Annotated in this window: 20 protein-coding genes; 10 read left to right on the forward strand and 10 right to left on the reverse strand. The window is 72.8% G+C overall.

Annotation, left to right across the window (positions count from 1 at the left end):
• Window positions 1-44: 44 nt before the first annotated feature.
• Window positions 45-1157 (reverse strand): CAF17-like 4Fe-4S cluster assembly/insertion protein YgfZ, encoded by a 1113-nt coding sequence (ygfZ, locus tag ACTWO6_RS30575; protein ID WP_446217139.1) that lies wholly within the window; start codon window positions 1155-1157, stop codon window positions 45-47.
• On the reverse strand, window positions 1154-1582 hold the full coding sequence (locus tag ACTWO6_RS30580; RefSeq protein WP_130329270.1) for a Fur family transcriptional regulator: 429 nt from the start codon (window positions 1580-1582) through the stop codon (window positions 1154-1156). The genes ygfZ and ACTWO6_RS30580 overlap by 4 nt, the downstream gene beginning before the upstream one ends.
• Window positions 1583-1651: 69 nt before the next feature.
• On the opposite strand from ACTWO6_RS30580, the gene ACTWO6_RS30585 reads away from it, so the two are divergent.
• Window positions 1652-2500 (forward strand): aminotransferase class IV, encoded by an 849-nt coding sequence (locus ACTWO6_RS30585; RefSeq protein WP_446217140.1) that lies wholly within the window; start codon window positions 1652-1654, stop codon window positions 2498-2500.
• A gap of 41 nt (window positions 2501-2541) precedes the next feature.
• Here ACTWO6_RS30585 and ACTWO6_RS30590 read toward each other — a convergent pair whose 3' ends face one another.
• A complete protein-coding gene (locus ACTWO6_RS30590; RefSeq protein ID WP_446217141.1) occupies window positions 2542-3132 on the reverse strand; it encodes an FABP family protein in 591 nt (196 codons plus the stop codon).
• The gene (mtfM, locus tag ACTWO6_RS30595; protein WP_269456547.1) at window positions 3126-3230 is read right to left on the reverse strand and encodes a small membrane protein MtfM; all 105 of its coding nucleotides are present in this window, start codon (window positions 3228-3230) and stop codon (window positions 3126-3128) included. The genes ACTWO6_RS30590 and mtfM overlap by 7 nt, the downstream gene beginning before the upstream one ends.
• A 23-nt stretch (window positions 3231-3253) precedes the next feature.
• Between mtfM and ACTWO6_RS30600 the strand changes: the two genes are divergently transcribed.
• The 3 genes from ACTWO6_RS30600 to ACTWO6_RS30610 all read left to right on the forward strand — a co-directional run bounded on the left by ACTWO6_RS30600 (window position 3254) and on the right by ACTWO6_RS30610 (window position 6132).
• Window positions 3254-3616: a DsrE family protein gene (locus ACTWO6_RS30600; protein ID WP_446217142.1), complete on the forward strand. Its 363-nt coding sequence runs from the start codon at window positions 3254-3256 to the stop codon at window positions 3614-3616.
• Window positions 3617-3700: 84 nt separating this feature from the next.
• On the forward strand, window positions 3701-4081 hold the full coding sequence (locus tag ACTWO6_RS30605; protein WP_446217143.1) for an SCP2 sterol-binding domain-containing protein: 381 nt from the start codon (window positions 3701-3703) through the stop codon (window positions 4079-4081).
• Window positions 4078-6132 (forward strand): amylo-alpha-1,6-glucosidase, encoded by a 2055-nt coding sequence (locus ACTWO6_RS30610; protein ID WP_446217144.1) that lies wholly within the window; start codon window positions 4078-4080, stop codon window positions 6130-6132. The genes ACTWO6_RS30605 and ACTWO6_RS30610 overlap by 4 nt, the downstream gene beginning before the upstream one ends.
• Before the next feature lie 17 nt (window positions 6133-6149).
• Here the strand turns inward: ACTWO6_RS30610 and ACTWO6_RS30615 are convergent, their stop codons facing one another.
• The 6 genes from ACTWO6_RS30615 to ACTWO6_RS30640 form a co-directional block, all read right to left on the reverse strand.
• On the reverse strand, window positions 6150-7016 hold the full coding sequence (locus tag ACTWO6_RS30615) for a hypothetical protein (RefSeq protein WP_446217145.1): 867 nt from the start codon (window positions 7014-7016) through the stop codon (window positions 6150-6152).
• Window positions 7017-7146: 130 nt separating this feature from the next.
• Entirely contained in the window at window positions 7147-7470 is a 324-nt protein-coding gene (locus tag ACTWO6_RS30620; protein ID WP_446217146.1) for a DUF1416 domain-containing protein, read from the reverse strand.
• Window positions 7471-7475: 5 nt separating this feature from the next.
• Window positions 7476-8324, reverse strand: a complete 849-nt coding sequence (locus ACTWO6_RS30625) for a sulfurtransferase (RefSeq protein WP_446217147.1) — start codon at window positions 8322-8324, stop codon at window positions 7476-7478.
• A 205-nt stretch (window positions 8325-8529) separates the two neighbouring features.
• Window positions 8530-8607 (reverse strand): Ms5788A family Cys-rich leader peptide, encoded by a 78-nt coding sequence (locus ACTWO6_RS30630; RefSeq protein ID WP_311202345.1) that lies wholly within the window; start codon window positions 8605-8607, stop codon window positions 8530-8532.
• 132 nt (window positions 8608-8739) lie between these two features.
• A complete protein-coding gene (locus ACTWO6_RS30635) occupies window positions 8740-9525 on the reverse strand; it encodes an LmeA family phospholipid-binding protein (RefSeq protein WP_446217148.1) in 786 nt (261 codons plus the stop codon).
• A gap of 87 nt (window positions 9526-9612) precedes the next feature.
• The gene (locus ACTWO6_RS30640) at window positions 9613-10668 is read right to left on the reverse strand and encodes a hypothetical protein (RefSeq protein ID WP_446217149.1); all 1056 of its coding nucleotides are present in this window, start codon (window positions 10666-10668) and stop codon (window positions 9613-9615) included.
• Window positions 10669-10920: 252 nt separating this feature from the next.
• Here ACTWO6_RS30640 and ACTWO6_RS30645 point away from each other — a divergent pair, with 252 nt between their 5' ends.
• The 6 genes from ACTWO6_RS30645 (at window position 10921) to pstA (ending at window position 17281) form a co-directional block, all read left to right on the forward strand.
• Window positions 10921-11634, forward strand: coding sequence for a winged helix-turn-helix transcriptional regulator (locus ACTWO6_RS30645; protein WP_200210793.1), 714 nt, complete (start codon window positions 10921-10923; stop codon window positions 11632-11634).
• 176 nt (window positions 11635-11810) lie between these two features.
• Window positions 11811-12653, forward strand: coding sequence for a polysaccharide deacetylase family protein (locus ACTWO6_RS30650; RefSeq protein ID WP_446217150.1), 843 nt, complete (start codon window positions 11811-11813; stop codon window positions 12651-12653).
• A gap of 67 nt (window positions 12654-12720) precedes the next feature.
• Complete coding sequence (gene mshD / locus ACTWO6_RS30655; RefSeq protein WP_446217151.1) at window positions 12721-13647, forward strand: mycothiol synthase; 927 nt, start codon at window positions 12721-12723, stop codon at window positions 13645-13647.
• Window positions 13648-13958: 311 nt separating this feature from the next.
• Window positions 13959-15062, forward strand: a complete 1104-nt coding sequence (gene pstS, locus ACTWO6_RS30660; RefSeq protein ID WP_446217152.1) for a phosphate ABC transporter substrate-binding protein PstS — start codon at window positions 13959-13961, stop codon at window positions 15060-15062.
• A gap of 45 nt (window positions 15063-15107) precedes the next feature.
• The gene (pstC, locus tag ACTWO6_RS30665) at window positions 15108-16196 is read left to right on the forward strand and encodes a phosphate ABC transporter permease subunit PstC (RefSeq protein ID WP_446217153.1); all 1089 of its coding nucleotides are present in this window, start codon (window positions 15108-15110) and stop codon (window positions 16194-16196) included.
• Window positions 16193-17281 (forward strand): phosphate ABC transporter permease PstA, encoded by a 1089-nt coding sequence (gene pstA, locus ACTWO6_RS30670; RefSeq protein WP_446217154.1) that lies wholly within the window; start codon window positions 16193-16195, stop codon window positions 17279-17281. The genes pstC and pstA overlap by 4 nt, the downstream gene beginning before the upstream one ends.
• Window position 17282: the final 1 nt, after the last annotated feature.

Genomic DNA, 17282 nt, shown 5'->3' on the forward strand with positions numbered 1-17282 from the left:
AGGAGCGGAAGAATTCCCGCTTCACGGGCGCCTGCACGGCACCCTTACGCCGGATCGATCGCGGCGGCGGTCTCGCCGACCAGGAGGCGGGCGTCGTCGGGCACGTTCCGCTTGACCACGGCGAGGGCGACCTGGCCCAGCTCGTAGTGGTGCACGGCGGTGCCGATGAAACCGACCGTCCGGCCGTCCAGGGTCACCGGCGTACCGGCGGCCGGCGGCTGGTCGGTGGTCACCCCGTCCAGGTGCAGCAGTACCAGGCGACGCGGCGGCTTGCCCATGTTGTGCACCCGGGCCACCGTCTCCTGACCCCGGTAGCAGCCCTTGTCCAGGTGGACGGCCGAACCGATCAGGCCGACCTCCGCCGGGATGGTCCGGTGGTCGGTGTCCACCCCGAGCCGGGGCCGCCGGGCGGCCACCCGGATCGCCTCGTACGCCCACAGCCCCACCACCGGCACCCCGGCGCCGTGCAGCTCGTCCACCACCTGGGTCATCGCGTCCCGGGGCACCAGCAGGTCCACGCCGAGCGCCACCCGCCGGGCCCAACCGCCGATCGGCAGCGGCTTCACGTCGTACACGACGCTGGGCCGCGGCGGCAGCTCGCCGGCGCGGAACTTCGGGCCCGGCACCGCGACCAGGTCGGGCTCGGCGAGCCCGGCGACGCCGAGGTTGTCGAGCGCGCCGACGGCCTCCGGCCCGACCAGGGAGAGCAGCGCGTGGTCGGCGGTGGCGTCGCGCGGCTCGACCTTGCTGAAGAACCGCATCCGCTCCAGGTACGACAGCAGGCCCTCGGTGGCGCCCGGCTCGGTGTCCAGCCAGGTGGTCTCGCCGTCCTCGGCGACCATGGCGTGCTGCTCGACGTGCCCGTGCGGGGAGAGCACCAGCAGCTCGGTGCCCTGGCCGGCGCTCAGCGTGGCCAGGTGCTGGCTGGTCAGGGTGTGCAGCCAGCCGGTCCGCTCCTCGCCGGGCACCGCGACGACGCCCCGGTGCGACCGGTCGACCAGGCCGACGGCCGTGGCCAGGGTCCGCTGCTCGCGCATCGGGTCGCCGTAGTGGGCGGCGACGCCCCGCACGCCGGCCGCCCGGTGGGCGGGCTCGGGCTGGTCCCGGGTCGCCTCGTCGATCGCCTCGGCGGCCACCGCTCCCGCGATGTCGATCATTTCTGTTCCCCGTCCTCGCAGTGGCCGCAGACGCCGAAGAGCGCCACGTGCCCGATGTCGACCTGGAATCTCCGCTGGGCGGCCAACTGGTCGGCGAGCGGGCGGAGCAGCTCGGGGTCGATCTCGTCGATCGCGCCGCACTCCCGGCAGACCAGGTGGACGTGCTGGTGCTCGCCGGCCGCGTGGTACGTCGGCGAACCGTGCGAGAGGTGGGTGTGGGTCACCAGACCGAGCCGCTCCAGCAGCTCGAGCGTGCGGTAGATGGTGGTGATGTTGACCCCGGCGGCGACCTCCCGGACCGCCGTGTGCACCTGCTCCGGCGTGGCGTGCCCCAGCTCCAGCACAGCCTGGAGGACCAGCTGCCGCTGCGCCGTCAGCCGCAGCCCGCGGGAGCGGAGCAGTTCCGCGAGGGAGGATTCGGACACCGTCCGATCATAGTTCGGCCGCGGCGCCGGACCGGTCGCCGATGTCGTACGCCACTAGGCTCGGCGGTCGTGGTGGCATCGCGGGTGGCCCTGCTCGGGCGGGGCGTCGTACCGGCCGGGGAACCGGTGCTGCGCGGCGACGACCGGGGCGCGCTGCACGGCGACGGGCTCTTCGAGACGATGCACCTGCGCGGCGGGCGACCCTGGCTGCTCGACGCCCACCTGGCCCGGCTGCGGGCCGGCGCGGCGGCGGTGGAGCTGCCGCTGCCGCCCGACGGCGCCCTGGTCGAGCTGCTGGACGCGGTCCGCGCGGGCTGGCCGGTCGAGGTGGAGGGGGCGCTGCGGCTGGTCTGCACCCGGGGTCCGGAGGGCGGCGGACCGCCGACCGTGTGGGCCACCCTCGGCGAGGTGCCGGCGGCGGCGAAGCGGGCCCGGCGGGACGGGGTGACGGTGGCCACCCTCCCCCTCGGGGTGTCGGCCGTTGCCCGGCCCGCGCTGGGCTGGTTGCCGGCCGGGATCAAGTCCACCTCGTACGGGGTGAGCACCGCGGCCCGCCGCTGGGCGGCCCGCAACGGGGTGGACGACGTGCTCTGGCTCTCCGTCGAGGGGTACGTGCTGGAGGGGCCGAGCGCGAACGTGGTCTGGCTGGCCGGCTCGACGCTCTGCACGGTGCCCGCCGCGGCCACCGGCATCCTGCCCGGCGTGACCGCCCGCTGGCTCCTCGACCACGCCGCCGACCTGGGCCTCGCCACCGAGGAACGGATGACCACCCCGGCGGAGCTGCGCGGCTCCGACGGCGCCTGGCTCACCTCGTCGCTCCGCGGCCTCGCCGAGATCCGCACCCTCGACGACACCCCGCTACCCCACAGCCCCCACACCCGGGCCCTCCACGCCCTCCTGGCCCACCCCCTCCCCTGACCCGCCCGACCGGCGCACGGTGGGCGGGCCGGGGTGCGGGGTCAGCCGGCTACGCGGATGAGGCGGGCGGAGAGGTGCGGGCTGAGGGCGTGGCCCATGGCGGCCATCTCCTGGGCGTAGAGCAGGGCGCCCTCGACGATGCCGAAGAGTCGGGCACCGGCGGTGACCTCCTTGGCCGTCGCCGTGCGGACCACCGCGTCGGTGGCGAACTCGATCTGGGTGCCCTTGCGCTTGCCGATGTGCAGCTCCATCACGCCGGTCGGCGTGGTCATCAGCGCTTCCAGCTCGTCGGTGACCCGCTCGCCGTCCAGCACCGGACGCCACCAGCCGACCTCACGGCCGGCCGGGCGCACCGGGCGGCTCTGCTCGTCGAGGATCCACGCCCGAGACTCGTAGGACAGGAACGGCCGGCCGTCGTGGCTGATCCGGATCTCCTGCGCGAAGTCGAAGTCCTCGATGGTGGGGAAACCGCCGCGCCCACGACCGCGCCACACCCCGACGTACGGCAGCAGGCCGTCCAGGCTCGGGTGCAGCTTGGGGCCGACGCGCAGGTCGTGGCTCTCCTCGTACGGGTACGGGTCGACCGGCGGCGCGTTCAGCCACGGCGGCTGCAGCGGGTTCTCACTCACCAATTACCTCTCGAAATGCGTACAGCGACGTAGACCAGGCCACCGGCGAGCGCGCCCAGGCCGGCGACCAGCAGGCTGACGAACCCGATCTCGGTAACCATCCCGGCCATCCTATGCTGGCGCCATGGCCCGCACTCTTGTCGTCAAGGCCACCGCCGGCGCGGACGCCCCGGAGCGGTGTGCCCAGGCCTTCACGGTCGCCGCCACGGCGGCCGCCGCCGGGGTCGACGTGTCCCTCTGGCTGACCGGGGAGTCGACCTGGTTCGCGCTGCCCGGGAAGGCGCAGGAGTTCGAGCTGCCGCACTCGGCGCCGCTTGCCGAGCTGCTGCACGTGATCCTGACCACCGGGAAGGTGACCGCCTGCACCCAGTGCGCCGCCCGCCGGGACATCGGTCCCGGGGACGTCATCGCCGGCGTACGCATCGCGGGGGCCGCGGTCTTCGTCGAGGAGGCGATGGCCGAAGGGGCGCAGGCGCTGGTCTACTGACGCCGCGCCCACCCGGCGCATGTCCGTTCCGGGTGGACTGACGATACTGGCCCGACATGTCCGGCTGCTGCCTACGATTCGGGTGTGGGTGAGGCGACCGAACAGTTCTTCGCGTCCCTGCCGGCGCGCGCCCCGGCGGTGCTGCGCACTCCGATCAGCGGAACCCTTCAGATCGACCTGACCACGGAGAACCGTACCGACCACTGGCTGGTCGAGATGAAGCCCGGCTCGGCGCGGGTCAGCCACGCGCGCGGCCCGGCCGACGCGGTCTGGAGCAGCAGCCCCGACCTCTTCGAACGGCTGGTCACCGGCCGGGCGTCGAGCCTGGCCGCGGTGCTGCGCAACGAGAGCACCTACAGCGGCAATGTCATCCTGTTCCTCGCCTTCCGCCGCTTCTTCCCCGCTGCGCCCGGCACCCGGGACCCCCGCGAGATCGCCCGTGAGCAGGTCGGGCGGCGGCGATGAGGGAACGGGTCAGCATCCTCGACGGCAACACCTTCCTGGTCACCGACCGGCGGGGGGACATCGAGCCGTCCTTCGACTTTCCCACCGGGCTCTTCTCCTTCGACACCCGGTTCCTCTCCACCTGGCTGCTCACCCTCGACGGGCAGCGGTTGCACGCCCTGTCCATCGACGACGCCCAGTCGTACCGGACCCGCTTCTTCCTGGTGCCGGGCGAGCCGACGCACTACCTCGACGCCAAGGTCTCGGTGATCCGCAGCCGCTCGATCGGCGCGAGCTTCGCCGAGGAGCTGACCGTGCTCAACCACTCGGAGCAGGAGGTCGAGTTCAACCTCCGGGTCGACATGGGCGCCGACTTCGCCGACCTCTTCGAGATCAAGCACGAGCGGCGGAAGAAGGGGCGCACCACCCCGACGGTCGGCCACGACGAGCTCCGCCTCACCTACCGCCGGGAGGCCTTCCACCGGGAGGTGGTGATCAGCACCTCCACCCGCGGCGACATCGACGATCGGGGCATGACCTTCCGGATCCGGGTCGGGCCGCACGGCGAGTGGACCACCCGGCTGCAGGTCGCCACCGTCATCTACGGCGCCCGCGGCGAGGACATCCGGGCCACCCTGCCGCTCGGCGGACACCGGGTGGCGGCGGCCATCCACGCCGAGCAGGACGAGCTGATCGACCGGGCGCCGAAGCTCGGCTGCGACTGCCAGCCGCTCGCGGGGGCGTACCGGCGCAGCCTGAACGACCTCGCCGCGCTCCGGTACGAGTCGATCACGCTGGGTGTACGCCTGCTCGCCGCCGGCCTGCCCTGGTTCATGACCCTCTTCGGCCGGGACAGCATCTTCACCTCGTTGCAGGTCCTGCCGTTCCTGCCGGAGCTGGTCCCGCCCACCATCCTGATACTGGCCGGGCTCCAGGGCAGCCGGCTGGACGACTTCCGGGACGAGGAACCGGGCAAGATCCTGCACGAGCTCCGGTACGGCGAGACGGCCGGCTTCGAGGAGCAGCCGCACTCCCCCTACTACGGCTCGGCGGACTCCACCGCCCTCTTCGTGATCCTGCTCGACGAGTACGAGCGGTGGACCGGGGACGCCAGCCTGGTCCGGCAGTTGGAGTTCCAGGCCCGGGCGGCGCTGGACTGGATCGACACCTACGGCGACCTGCTCGGCACCGGTTACGTCTGGTACGTGACCCGCAACCCGGAGACCGGCCTGCAGAACCAGTGCTGGAAGGACTCCTGGGACTCGATCTCCTACCGCGACGGGCGGCTGCCCGCGTTCCCCCGCGCCACCTGCGAACTCCAGGGGTACGCCTACGACGCCAAGCTGCGCGGCGCCCGACTGGCCCGGACGTTCTGGAACGACCCGGCGTACGCCGACCGGTTGGAGCGGGAGGCCGCGGAGCTGAAGGAGCGGTTCAACCGCGACTTCTGGATCCCGGAGCGGGAGTATTACGCGCTCGCCCTGGACCCGGAGGGCCGGCACGTCGACGCCCTCTCCTCCAACATCGGGCATCTGCTGTGGAGCGGCATCGTCGACGAGTCACGGGCGGAGGCGGTCACCCGCCATCTGCTCGGACCACGCCTCTTCTCCGGTTGGGGGGTGCGGACCCTCGCCGACGACCAGGGGCGGTACAACCCGATCGGCTACCACGTCGGCACGGTCTGGCCGTTCGACAACTCGATCATCGCCTGGGGGCTGTCGAAGTACGGCTTCCGCGAGGAGGCCGGCCGGATCTGCAACTCGATGTTGAGCGCGTCCCGGTTCTTCGACGGCCGGCTGCCGGAGGCGTTCGCCGGGTACGAGCGGGACCTCACCGACTACCCGGTGCAGTATCCGACCGCGTGCAGTCCGCAGGCCTGGTCGGCCGGCACTCCACTGCTGCTGCTCCGGGTGATGCTCGGTCTCGAACCGGCGGGCGAGCACCTGATCATCGACCCCGCCGTCCCGGAGGGGCTGGGCCGGGTGGAGCTGCTCGACATCCCGGGTCGCTGGGGCCGGGTGGACGCGCTCGGCCGCAGCCGTTCCCCGCACGACCACAACCGGGGCCACTGACGGGGATCGGCCGCGGGTCAGCGGCGGCAGACCGTGGAGACGGTGAGCCGGACCCGCCCGTCGGCGCGTTCGGCGACCACCGTGCTGCCCGACCGGTAGGCGTACAGCTCATCGGTGGCACGGACGTGCAGTGCGCCGCCGCTGAACTGCGACAGCGTGCCCGGCAGGCTCGGCCGGTCGGGCCGGCCCGGTGCCGAGACGGCCGTGGCCGTCCGGGCGGTCGTGCCGTCCGGGCAGGGGGCGGCGGAGACCTGCACCGGGCCCTCCGCACCGCCGAAACGACGCAGCAGCTCGGTGACCGTCTCCGCCTCCGACCCGCCACCGGCGGTGGGGGCGCGGTAGCCGGCGCCGATCGGCCGGCAGCCGGTGTCGGCGGTGAGCCGGACCCGACCCGGCCCGGTGGAGCGGCCCTGCACGGCGACGAACTCACCGGCGTCGGCGCGCAGCACCGGCCCCTCGCCGGTCACCCGGACCCCGGCCCGCCACTCCGCCGGCAGCCGGTCGGCCACCCGCTGGAGCGGCCCGCGCACGTCGTCGTCGGCGAGGAGCACCTCCACCCCGCGGGTCAGCGTGGCACCGTCCGCGAACGGGGTGATCCGGCAGCCCCGGCGGAGCACGTCCGGCACGAGCCACGCCGCGCCGCCGTCGCCGGCCGCCGCCAGCAGCTCACCCACCGCCCGGTCGAGCACCGGCCCGGCCGCGGCCAGGTTGCGCTGCTCGCGGACGGTCGGCGGGTCGTCGCGGACGGAGACCCAGGTCAGCACGGCGAGCAGCACCGCCCACGCCACGGTCGCGGCCAGCAGCCAGCGCAGCCACCGCCGGCCGGGAGCCGGCTGGTCGGGACCGGTCGGCGGGGCGTACCCCGCCTGGACAGCACCGTTCACCGCGCCATGGTGTCACGCGGCGGCCCGCCCCCGGCGCCGGCCCGTAGGGCTCGGGCGGGAGAGCCGACGGCAACGGGGCCGGTCGCCCCTGGCGGGGGCGACCGGCCCCGTGGGCCGATCAGAGCGTGGGTCAGGCGGCGACCGTGACGGTCACCTCGTTGATCCCGCGGGCGGCGGTGACGGCGGTGTCGCCGTTGCCGTGCCGGGAGAGCGCCCGCAGGGTCCAGCTGCCCGGTGCCGCGAAGAACCGGAACTGGCCGGCCGGGGAGGTGACCACCTCGGCGGTGAACTCACCGGTGGAGTCGAGCAGCCGGACGTACGCGCCCGGCACGACCTCGCCGGACTCGGCCCTGACCAGGCCGGTGATGACGGTTTCCTTCTCCAGGTCCAGGCTGGCCGGCAGCGGTGCGGCCTGGTCGGGGGCCGCGCAACCGGCGGCGGTGGGAGCAGTCATGGGAATCAGGCCTTTCCGGGCTCGTCGCCGAGCGCGATCGGCACGCCGATCAGCGAGCCGTACTCGGTCCAGGAGCCGTCGTAGTTCTTCACGTTCCGGTGCCCGAGCAGTTCCTGGAGCACGAACCAGGTGTGCGAGGAGCGCTCGCCGATCCGGCAGTACGCGATGGTCTCCCTGCTGTCGTCCAGGCCGGCGGCGGCGTAGATCCTGCGCAGCTCGTCGTCGGACTTGAAGGTGCCGTCCTCGTTGGCCGCCTTGGACCACGGGACGCTGATCGCGGTGGGCACGTGGCCGGCCCGCTGGGCCTGCTCCTGCGGCAGGTGGGCGGGGGCGAGCAGCCGGCCGGCGTACTCGTCGGGGCTGCGCACGTCGACCAGGTTCCTGGTGCCGATGGCGTCGACCACCTCGTCGCGGAAGGCGCGGATCGAGCTGTCCGGCTCCTGCGCGACGTACTGCGTCGCCGGGCGCTCGACCTTGTCGGTGACCAGCGGACGGGCGTCCAGCTCCCACTTCTTGCGGCCGCCGTCGAGCAGCTTCACGTCGCGGTGGCCGTAGAGCTTGAAGTACCAGTACGCGTACGCGGCGAACCAGTTGTTGTTGCCGCCGTAGAGGATCACGGTGTCGTCGTTGCCGATGCCGCGCTCGGAGAGCAGCGCCTCGAACTGGGTCTTGTTGAGGAAGTCCCGGCGGACCGGGTCCTGGAGGTCGGTCCTCCAGTCGAGCTTGATCGCGCCGGCGAGGTGGCCGGTGTCGTAGGCCGACGTGTCCTCGTCGACCTCGACGAGGACGACGCCCGGGACGTCGATGTTCTTCTCGGCCCATTCGACCGAGACGAGTGCGGTGTCGCGACTCATCAGATCACTCCCTGGTGAGGATGGATGGTGAGCCAGCGCGCGGAGATCGAAGTCGATGATTGTCGCACCACGCGCGGGACCCAGAGCTAGGAACGGGATCACGGGTTCGTGCGACGGCGCCGCTGCCGGGCGATCAGGGGAGCACCGGAGGGTACGCGGACCCTGCGTGCCGGTGGCCGCTAGGCGGCCGAGGACAGCCCCGCCGTCAGATGACGGGGCGACACAGGCAGGTGGCCACGCGGCACAGGTCGACCGCGCGCCGTTTGGTGAGGAGCGTCCCCATGAGCACGGAGCCTACCAGTCGGCCCTCGGGCCGCCACCGAACCGACCAGCATCCGGGACACCGCTCCCGGCCGGGAGACGCCGCCGCCCCCGACCGGAGGTCGGGGGCGGAAGCAGGGAGCGGGGTGGCCGGTCAGCTGGCCGAGTTGATCGGTACGTCCCGCGCGTCGGCGGTCACGGTCAGCCCTTCCGGCTTCGGTTCCACCGTGCGGACGTTGAGCTGGAACGGCAGCTCGGGCAGGGGCACGTCGACCGAGATGCCCTTGGCGTAGTTGGCCAGCAGCGTCCGGGCCAGCGGCAGGTTCGGCAGCCCTTCGGCGTTCAGGTCGTTGAAGCGCAGCCCCACCTTGTTGTCCTTGACGGTCACGTCGGCGGTGCCGACGACGGTGAGCTTGACGCCGAGGATGTCCACCGGGGCGGTGACGGCCAGCTTGCCGCCCTGCTCCCCGAGGGTGAGGCCGGGCCGGTCGAGCAGCTTGGCCAGGCTGTCGTAGGTGATGATGCCGCGGCCGTCGACGCGCTCGGCGACCACGTCGCCCTGGCCGGAACGGATGGTGTCCAGCGAGGCCCGCACGTTGCGGGCGTCCACGTCGAGTTGCGGCACGCTGACCGTGCCGCCCCGCACCGGGCCCTGCACGTCCTTCAGCACGATCGAGATGTGCTCGTACTTCCCGTCCAGCACCTGGGTCAGGAACGGGAAGCCGCCGACCTGGACCTGCGGCGCCGCGGACTGCGCGTCCTGCTTGGCGACCTCCTGCCGCACCTGGTCGGCGATGGCCCGCTCGGCGACGCCGGCGGCCACCCGGTCGGCGACGACCAGCAGCCCGGCCAGGACCAGCAGCAGGACGACGAGCCCGATCAGCGCCTTCCGGCCGCGTCGCCGGGGCTGTTCCTCGTATGCCGCCTGGGCCTCTGCCACGCCGCCTCCTGTCCTCGCTGCCGCTCTTCCGGTCGCCGCCCTGCGGCGCACCGCTATTACCCGATGGGTGGATTCCTCAATCGCCGCTCACAGGAAGAGCACGCACATGGCGTACGCGGCGGGCGCGGCCAGCGCGAAGCCGCCGAGCGGGCCCTGCATGTGCCGGGCCACCCACATGGTCGGCGGCTCGCCGGCCATCAGCCGACCCGCCTCGGCGTACCCGACGGCGAGGTCGGCCAGCACGGCGGTGGCCGCGGTGACCAGGCCGATCAGGGCGGCGCTGGTCGGGGTGAAGCCGACCAGGTAGCTGCCGAGCACCGCGCTGACCAGGGTGCCGATCATCGCGCCGAGGACCACGCCGGCCGCGCCCCGGGGCACCTGCGGGGCGAGCCGCGGCCACGGCGCCACCGCGTCGGTCAACCGGGCCACGGTGAGCGCGGCCCCCGTCGCCGTCAGGCAGATGGTGATCGCCTGGGTGCCGGCCGGGATCCGGCTCAGCACGATCAGGGTTCCGAACGCGACCACGCCGACCACGATGAACAGCGTGCTGCCGAGCGAGTCGGTCACCCGGACCCGGTCGACCCGGCGGACGAGCTGGCCGAGCACGCCGAGGACGAAGCCGCCGGCCGCTGCGTACCCGAGGGGGGCCAGGCCGGCGATCTCCGACTGCACGGCGGCGGCGTCGGCCGCCGCGGCGACACCGGCGCTGACCAGGGCGACCAGCAGCAGCGCGGGCGGCCGCATGGCCATCGTCCAGGCGAGCACGAAGAGCAGCTGGACGCCGAAGATGATGAACGCGAACGGCAGCCGGTGCCCGGGCCCGGCGGTCTGCGCGCCGAGCACCAGGCCCACGCCGAGCAGCGCGGCGAACCCGGCGACGGTGAGCGCGAGCGGTCGGCGTACGGCGACCGGCTCCACCTCCTCCTCGGGGGCGTCGTCGGCGGGCTCGTCGTCGGGCCGGCGGGCCGGGCCGCTCTTGCGGAGCCGCCGGGGCCCGCCCCGCTCGCGCCGATTCCCGCCGTCGTCGTTGGCCGGGCCGGTACGCGGTCCCGGCGGGTAGCCACGGGAGGGGTCGACCGGCCCCGGACGGGCGTTGCCGGCCCAGGGGTCGCGGCCGGTCTCTGGCGAGGTGGAGGGAAACACGCCCCGATCGTGCCAGACCAGGCCGCTCCGGCGGAGGTCACGGTTTCAGCAACGTTAAAACCCGAGCCGCGATCAGGGGCAGATCAGACAAAGGGGAAAGGGCACGGAGGTGAAGGCCGGGCGATCGGTTACGCTCAAGCCGTTACCCGCCCGTCAGCGAAGCCGGGACCCACGCAAGTTCTCAGCGCCACCCCGGTCGGGCGTGCCGCTGGTCGCGCGCGGTCGAAGGACCGCCGGGACGGAGGTGATCGTGTGGAGCTCCTGCTGCTGGTGACCGCGCGCGCAGGTGAGCCATCGGCGGTGCTGCCGGCACTCGACCTGCTGCCGCACTCGGTCCGCACCGCGCCCCGCGACGTCCGCACGCTGGTCAGCGGCCCCAGCCCGGACGCGGTTCTGGTGGACGCCCGCTCCGAGCTGAGCGAGGCCCGGGCCACCTGCCGGATGCTGCACGCCACCGGGCTCGGCGTGCCGCTGGTCGCGGTGGTCACCGAGGCGGGCCTGATCGCGCTCAACGCCGACTGGGGCGTGGACGACGTCATCCTGGCCGGGGCCGGCCCGGCCGAGGTGGAGGCCCGGCTGCGGCTCGCGGTCGGCCGGCTCAGCAACGCGACGGCCGGGGCCGGCGGCTCGATCCGGGCCGGCGAGCTGACCATCGACCCCGACACCTACGCGGCGAAGCTCAAGGGCCGCCCGCTCGACCTCACGTACAAGGAGTTCGAGCTGCTGAAGTTCCTGGCCCAGCACCCGGGCCGGGTGTTCACCCGGGACCAGCTGCTCCGCGAGGTCTGGGGCTACGACTACTTCGGCGGCACCCGCACGGTCGACGTGCACGTCCGGCGGCTGCGGGCCAAGCTCGGCTCGGAGTACGAGTCGATGATCGGCACCGTGCGCCAGGTCGGCTACAAGTTCGTCGTGCCGCCGTCCCGCTCGCTGCCCGAGTCGGAGCCCGCTCCGCTGCCGGTCTGACCGGCCGCTCGACCGTTACACCCGTTCAGGGGTCTATTTCGCTTCCGCCCCTTTTGCCCGCTTGGCCGGTCCTACTCTGACTGCCGGGTCAAACGGACAAGGGGGGCGATGGTGCGCGTGGTGACCACGGGGGCGACGACCGGTCAGTGCCGCGATCAGAACGGTCGGGGCTTCTGATGCCGGGGACGCTACGCGCCACCGGCATCGTGACCCTGGTGGCGGCCGCGCTGCTCGGCTCGGCGTACGCGCTGGGCCGCAGCCTCGTCCCCGACCGACCGCGACACGGCACCGGCGTGGCGGCGAGCGTCAACAGCCCGCACTACTCCGACCAGCCGCCGGTCCCGACCGACTCCCCGGAGCCGACCGGGACGAGCCCCACGCCGAAGGACGGGCCGCACCGGGCGGACGTCGGCGAGGGGCCATTCGGCAGCCTGATCTCCACCGGCTCCGCCCGGGTGGCGCTCACCTTCGACGACGGACCGGACCCGCAGTACACCCCCCAGGTGCTCGCGCTCCTGCGGGAGTACGGCGTCAAGGCCACCTTCTGCGTGGTGGGCGAGAACGCGGCGACCCACCCGGACCTGATCCAGCAGATCGCGGCCCAGGGCCACACCCTCTGCAACCACTCCTGGAACCACGACATCGCCCTCGGCAAGCGGTCGCCGGACGCGATCCGGGCCGACCTCCTCCGCACCAACACGGCGATCCGGGCCGCCGTGCCGAACGCCCGGATCGAGTACTTCCGGCAGCCCGGCGGGGCCTGGACGTACCCGGTGGTGTCGGTCTGCGAGGAGCTGGGCATGGCGCCGCTGCACTGGGCGGTGGACCCGTCGGACTGGCAGGCACCCGGCGCCGGGAAGATCACCGCTGCGGTGATGGCCCATACCGGGCCCGGCTCCATCGTGCTGATGCACGACGCCGGCGGGAACCGCGCCGGCACCGTCACGGCTCTGCAGTACCTCCTGCCGGAGCTGATGAACCGGTTCCAGCTGGAGGCGCTGCCCACCGGCACGACGTGACGGGAGTCGCGGCGCCGGTCCCCGCGTCCGGCGCGAGCCGCCGCGCGCGGGCCGCTACGGTGACGGGATGAGCAGCACCGAGCCGACCGCCGACCGTGTCGCCCGCGCCGACCGGCTGGCGCCGGTCGAGGTGGCCGAGGTGCTGGCGCTGGCCCGCACGGCCGGGGACGCCGACGGCGCGGACCCGCTCGACGAGCACGTGCTGCTGCGGCTGCGCGACCCGGAGGCGCCCGCGGTGCACCTGACCGCCCGGGCCGCCGACGCGACGCTCACCGGCTACGCCCACCTGGACATCACCGACGCCACCGCCGGCATCGGGGTGGAGCTGGTGGTGCACCCGACGTACCGGCGGCGCGGCACCGGCCGGGCGCTGGCCCGGGGCGTGCTGGCCGCGGCGGCCGGGCCGCTGCGCGCCTGGGCGCACGGCGACCACCCGTCCGCCGCCGCGCTCGCGGTCGACCTGGGCTTCACCCGCGCCCGGGTGCTCTGGCAGCTGCGCCGGCCGCTCACCGCCGCACTGCCCGAGGTGCGCCTGCCGGACGGGGTCGAGCTGCGCGCCTTCCAGCCGGGCAGAGACGACGAGGCCTGGCTGGCGCTCAACAACCTGGCCTTCGCCGCGCACCCGGAGCAGGGTCGCTGGACCCTGGTCGACCTGCGGGTACGCCTCGCCGAGCCGTGGTTCGACCCGGCCGGCTTCCTGCTCGCCGTGCAGTCCGCCACCGGCCGGCTGCTCGGCTTCCACTGGACCAAGGTGCACGAGCGTCCGGGGTCCGCCCGGATCGGCGAGGTCTACGTGATCGGGGTCGACCCGGCCGCGCACGGCGGCGGCCTCGGCAAGGCGCTGACCACCGCCGGGCTGGCGTACCTGCGGGACCGGCGGGGTCTGGACCGGGTGATGCTCTACGTGGACGAGTCGAACGCGGGGGCGATGGCGCTCTACGAGCGGCTCGGCTTCGCCCGCTGGTCCGGCCACGTCAACTACCAGCTCGGCTGACCTCCCGCCCGGGCCGGCCGGGGACCCGCGCGCGCCGAAGGGCGGTCACGGCGGTGTCACGGGGTGGACTCGACGAGATAACGGCTGTCCTGAAAAATCGCCTTAATAGTGATAGTGGGCCGCGAGTTCACGAAACGGACAACCCCTCCTCAGCTCAGGGCCACCCTGCCGGCCGCACCTGTTCATCTTCCGTTCACTTCCGACCGGCGAACCGTCTACCTGGCACTTCTAACTTTCAGGTCAGCCGGTCAGCGCCGGCCCCCGGCTCCGTCCGGGCGACTGACCAAAAGACGTGAAGGGAAACCCCTCAGGTGAAGCTCCAGCGGCACGGCGCCATTGCCTGCCTCGCTCTCACTGCGGTGCTCGGTCTGAGCGCTTGCGGCTCGGACAACAACGAGCCGACCGGCACCTCCGCCTCCGGCTCCGCCGCCGCGGTCGACTGCGGCAAGGGCACGCTGAACGCGCAGGGCTCCTCCGCGCAGAAGAACGCGATGGCCGAGTGGATCAAGGCGTACCAGCAGAAGTGCGCCGGCACCACGATCAACTACGAGCCGACCGGTTCCGGCGCGGGCATCCAGGCCTTCATCGCCGGCACCGCCGACTTCGCCGGCTCCGACTCGGCCCTCAAGCCGGAGGAGCAGCCGCAGGCCGACGCCAAGTGCTCGGGCGGCCAGGCGCTCAACCTGCCGATGGTGATCGGCCCGGTGGCCGTGGTCTACAACGTCAGCGGCGTGGACAACCTCCAGTTCAAGCCGGCCACCCTGGCGAAGATCTTCGCCGGCAAGGTGACCAAGTGGGACGACCCGGCCATCAAGGCCGACAACCCGGACGCCAAGCTGCCGGCCACCGCGATCCAGGCGGTGCACCGCTCCGACGAGTCGGGCACCACCGACAACTTCACCAAGTACCTCTCCAAGACCGCGGAGGCGGACTGGACCTTCAGCAACGCCAAGGCGTGGAAGGCCCCGGGTGGCGTGGGCGCCGCCAAGTCCGACGGCGTGGCCAGCAAGGTCAAGGGCACCGACGGCACCATCAGCTACGTCGAGTGGTCGTACGCCGAGAACGGCGGCCTGAAGAAGGCCAAGGTCCAGAACGGTGCCGGCGAGTGGGCCGAGCTCACCGCCGAGTCGGCCGGCAAGACCATCGCCGGGGCCAAGATCGAGGGCCAGGGCGACGACCTGAAGATGTCGATCGACTACAAGACCACGCAGGCCGGGGCCTACCCGATCGTCCTGGCGACCTACGAGATCGTCTGCAGCAAGGGCCTCGCCGCCGACAAGCTGCCGCTGGTCAAGGGCCTGCTGACCCACGCCGCCAGCGCCGAGGGCCAGGCCGACCTGGTCGAGCTGGGCTACGCCCCGCTGCCGGACTCGGTCCGCACCAAGGTCGAGGCCGCGGTCAAGAACCTCTCCTGACCGTCCCGAGCAACACCACCTCCTCAATTCGAAGCGAGCGAGCAGATGGGTGAAACCCCTCACCGCTCGGCGCACGCCGGCACCGGCGGGACCCGCGTGACTTCCGGTCACGAGTGGCCCGCCGGTGCCTCGGCGCGTGTGGCCGAGACCTCAGGCAACCCTCGTAACCCGATCGGGAACGGGCTGGGCGGCGGCGGCGGCCTGCCCAAGGCCCGGGCGTTCGGCGCGGAACGGGCCTTCCGCGGCCTCACCCTGGCCGCCGGCGCCGCCGTGCTGGTCATCATCGCGGCGATCGCGGTCTTCCTGATCGCCAAGGCCGTTCCGGCGTTGCAGGCGAACAGCGAGGACTTCTGGACCTTCGAGGGCTGGTTCCCGAACGACAACCCGGCCAAGTTCGGCATCGGCGCGCTCGCTTTCGGCACCGTGCTCTCCTCGGTGCTGGCGCTGCTCATCGCGGTGCCGGTGGCGCTGGGCATCGCCCTCTACCTAACGCACTACGCCCCCCGCCGGGTCGGCACCGGTCTCGGCTTCGTGATCGACCTGCTGGCCGCCGTGCCCAGCGTGGTCTTCGGCCTCTGGGGCCGGGACTACCTCGTCGGGCCGGTCACCGACCTGTCGACCTGGCTGAACAAGTACTTCGGCTGGATCCCGATCTTCGGCGACGGCCCGTACGGGAGCTCGATCCTGCTCGGCTCCGTGGTGCTGGCGATCATGGTGCTGCCGATCATCACCTCGCTCTCCCGCGAGGTGTTCCTGCAGACCCCGACCGCCAACGAGGAGGCCGCCCTCGCGCTGGGCGCCACCCGCTGGGAGATGCTGCGCACCGCCGTGCTGCCGTACGGGCGTCCGGGCATCATCGCCGCGGTGATGCTCGGCCTGGGCCGCGCGCTCGGCGAGACCATCGCGCTGGCGCTGACCCTCGGCTCCACCTACGCCATCTCGTTCAACGTCCTGCAGAGCGGCGGCAACACCATCGCCGCGAACATCGCGAACCGGTTCGCCGAGGCGAACGACACCGGTCGGGGCGCGCTGATCGCCTCCGGCCTGGTGCTCTTCGCGATCACGCTGATCGTCAACATCACCGCCCGGGCGATCATCTACCGCCGCCGCGAGTTCACGGAGTCGGCCGCATGAGCAGCCTCGTCACCAGTCACCGCACCCGACCGCCGGCCCAGCCGACGACCCTGCGGGCCAAGCGGCTGCCGCGGTACGCCGCGCCCGCCATCGCCGTCGCCGCCCTGCTGGTCGCCGCCGGGGTCGTCTACGGCCTCGGCATCGGCGGCCCCGTCCTGGTGGTGGTCCTCGGCGCGCTCTTCTACCTGGCCGGGCTCTTCACCGCCGCGAACGCGGTCGAGGGGCGCCGGGCGGCCCGCAACCGCACCTGGAGCGCGCTGATCCACTCGGCCTTCGTGCTGGCGGTGCTGCCACTGGCCTCGGTGGTCTGGATCCTGGTCAGCAAGGGCGTCGAACGGCTCGACGGGAACTTCTTCAACACCTCGATGAACAACATCGGGGCCCGGGACGCGAACGGCGGCGCCTACCACGCCATCATCGGCACGCTGGAGCAGGTCGGGATCGCGACTCTGATCACCGTTCCGCTCGGGGTGCTCTGCGCGATCTACATCGTCGAGTACGGCCGGGGCAGGTTCGCCTTCGCCATCCGGTTCTTCGTCGATGTGATGACCGGCATTCCGTCGATCGTCACCGGCCTCTTCGTGCTGGCGTTCTGGGTGCTCATCGTCTCGCCGTGGTTCAACGACGGGCGGCCGGGCTTCTCCGGCTTCGCCGCGGCGTTGGCCCTGAGCGTGCTGATGCTCCCGACCGTGGTGCGCTCCACCGAGGAGATGCTCCGCCTCGTCCCGGCGCCGCTACGGGAGGGCGCGTACGCCCTCGGCGTGCCGAAGTGGAAGACCATCCTGCGGGTTGTTTTGCCGACCGCGCTGCCGGGCATTGTCACCGGCATCATGCTCGCCATCGCGCGGGCCGCCGGTGAGACCGCCCCGGTGCTGCTCGTCGCCGGCGGCGGCGCGGCAATCAACTTCAACCCCTTCGAGAACAACCAGTCGTCGCTGGCTCTCTTCGTCTACCAGCAGGCCGGCGAGGCATCGAAGTACTCGCCGGCACGGGCGTGGACCGCGGCGCTGACCCTGGTCGCCCTCGTACTCGTCCTGACCATCGCGGCGAAGTTGCTGGCCCGTCGCAACCGGCTCGGCCGATGAA

The organism is Micromonospora sp. IBHARD004, assembly GCF_052814115.1.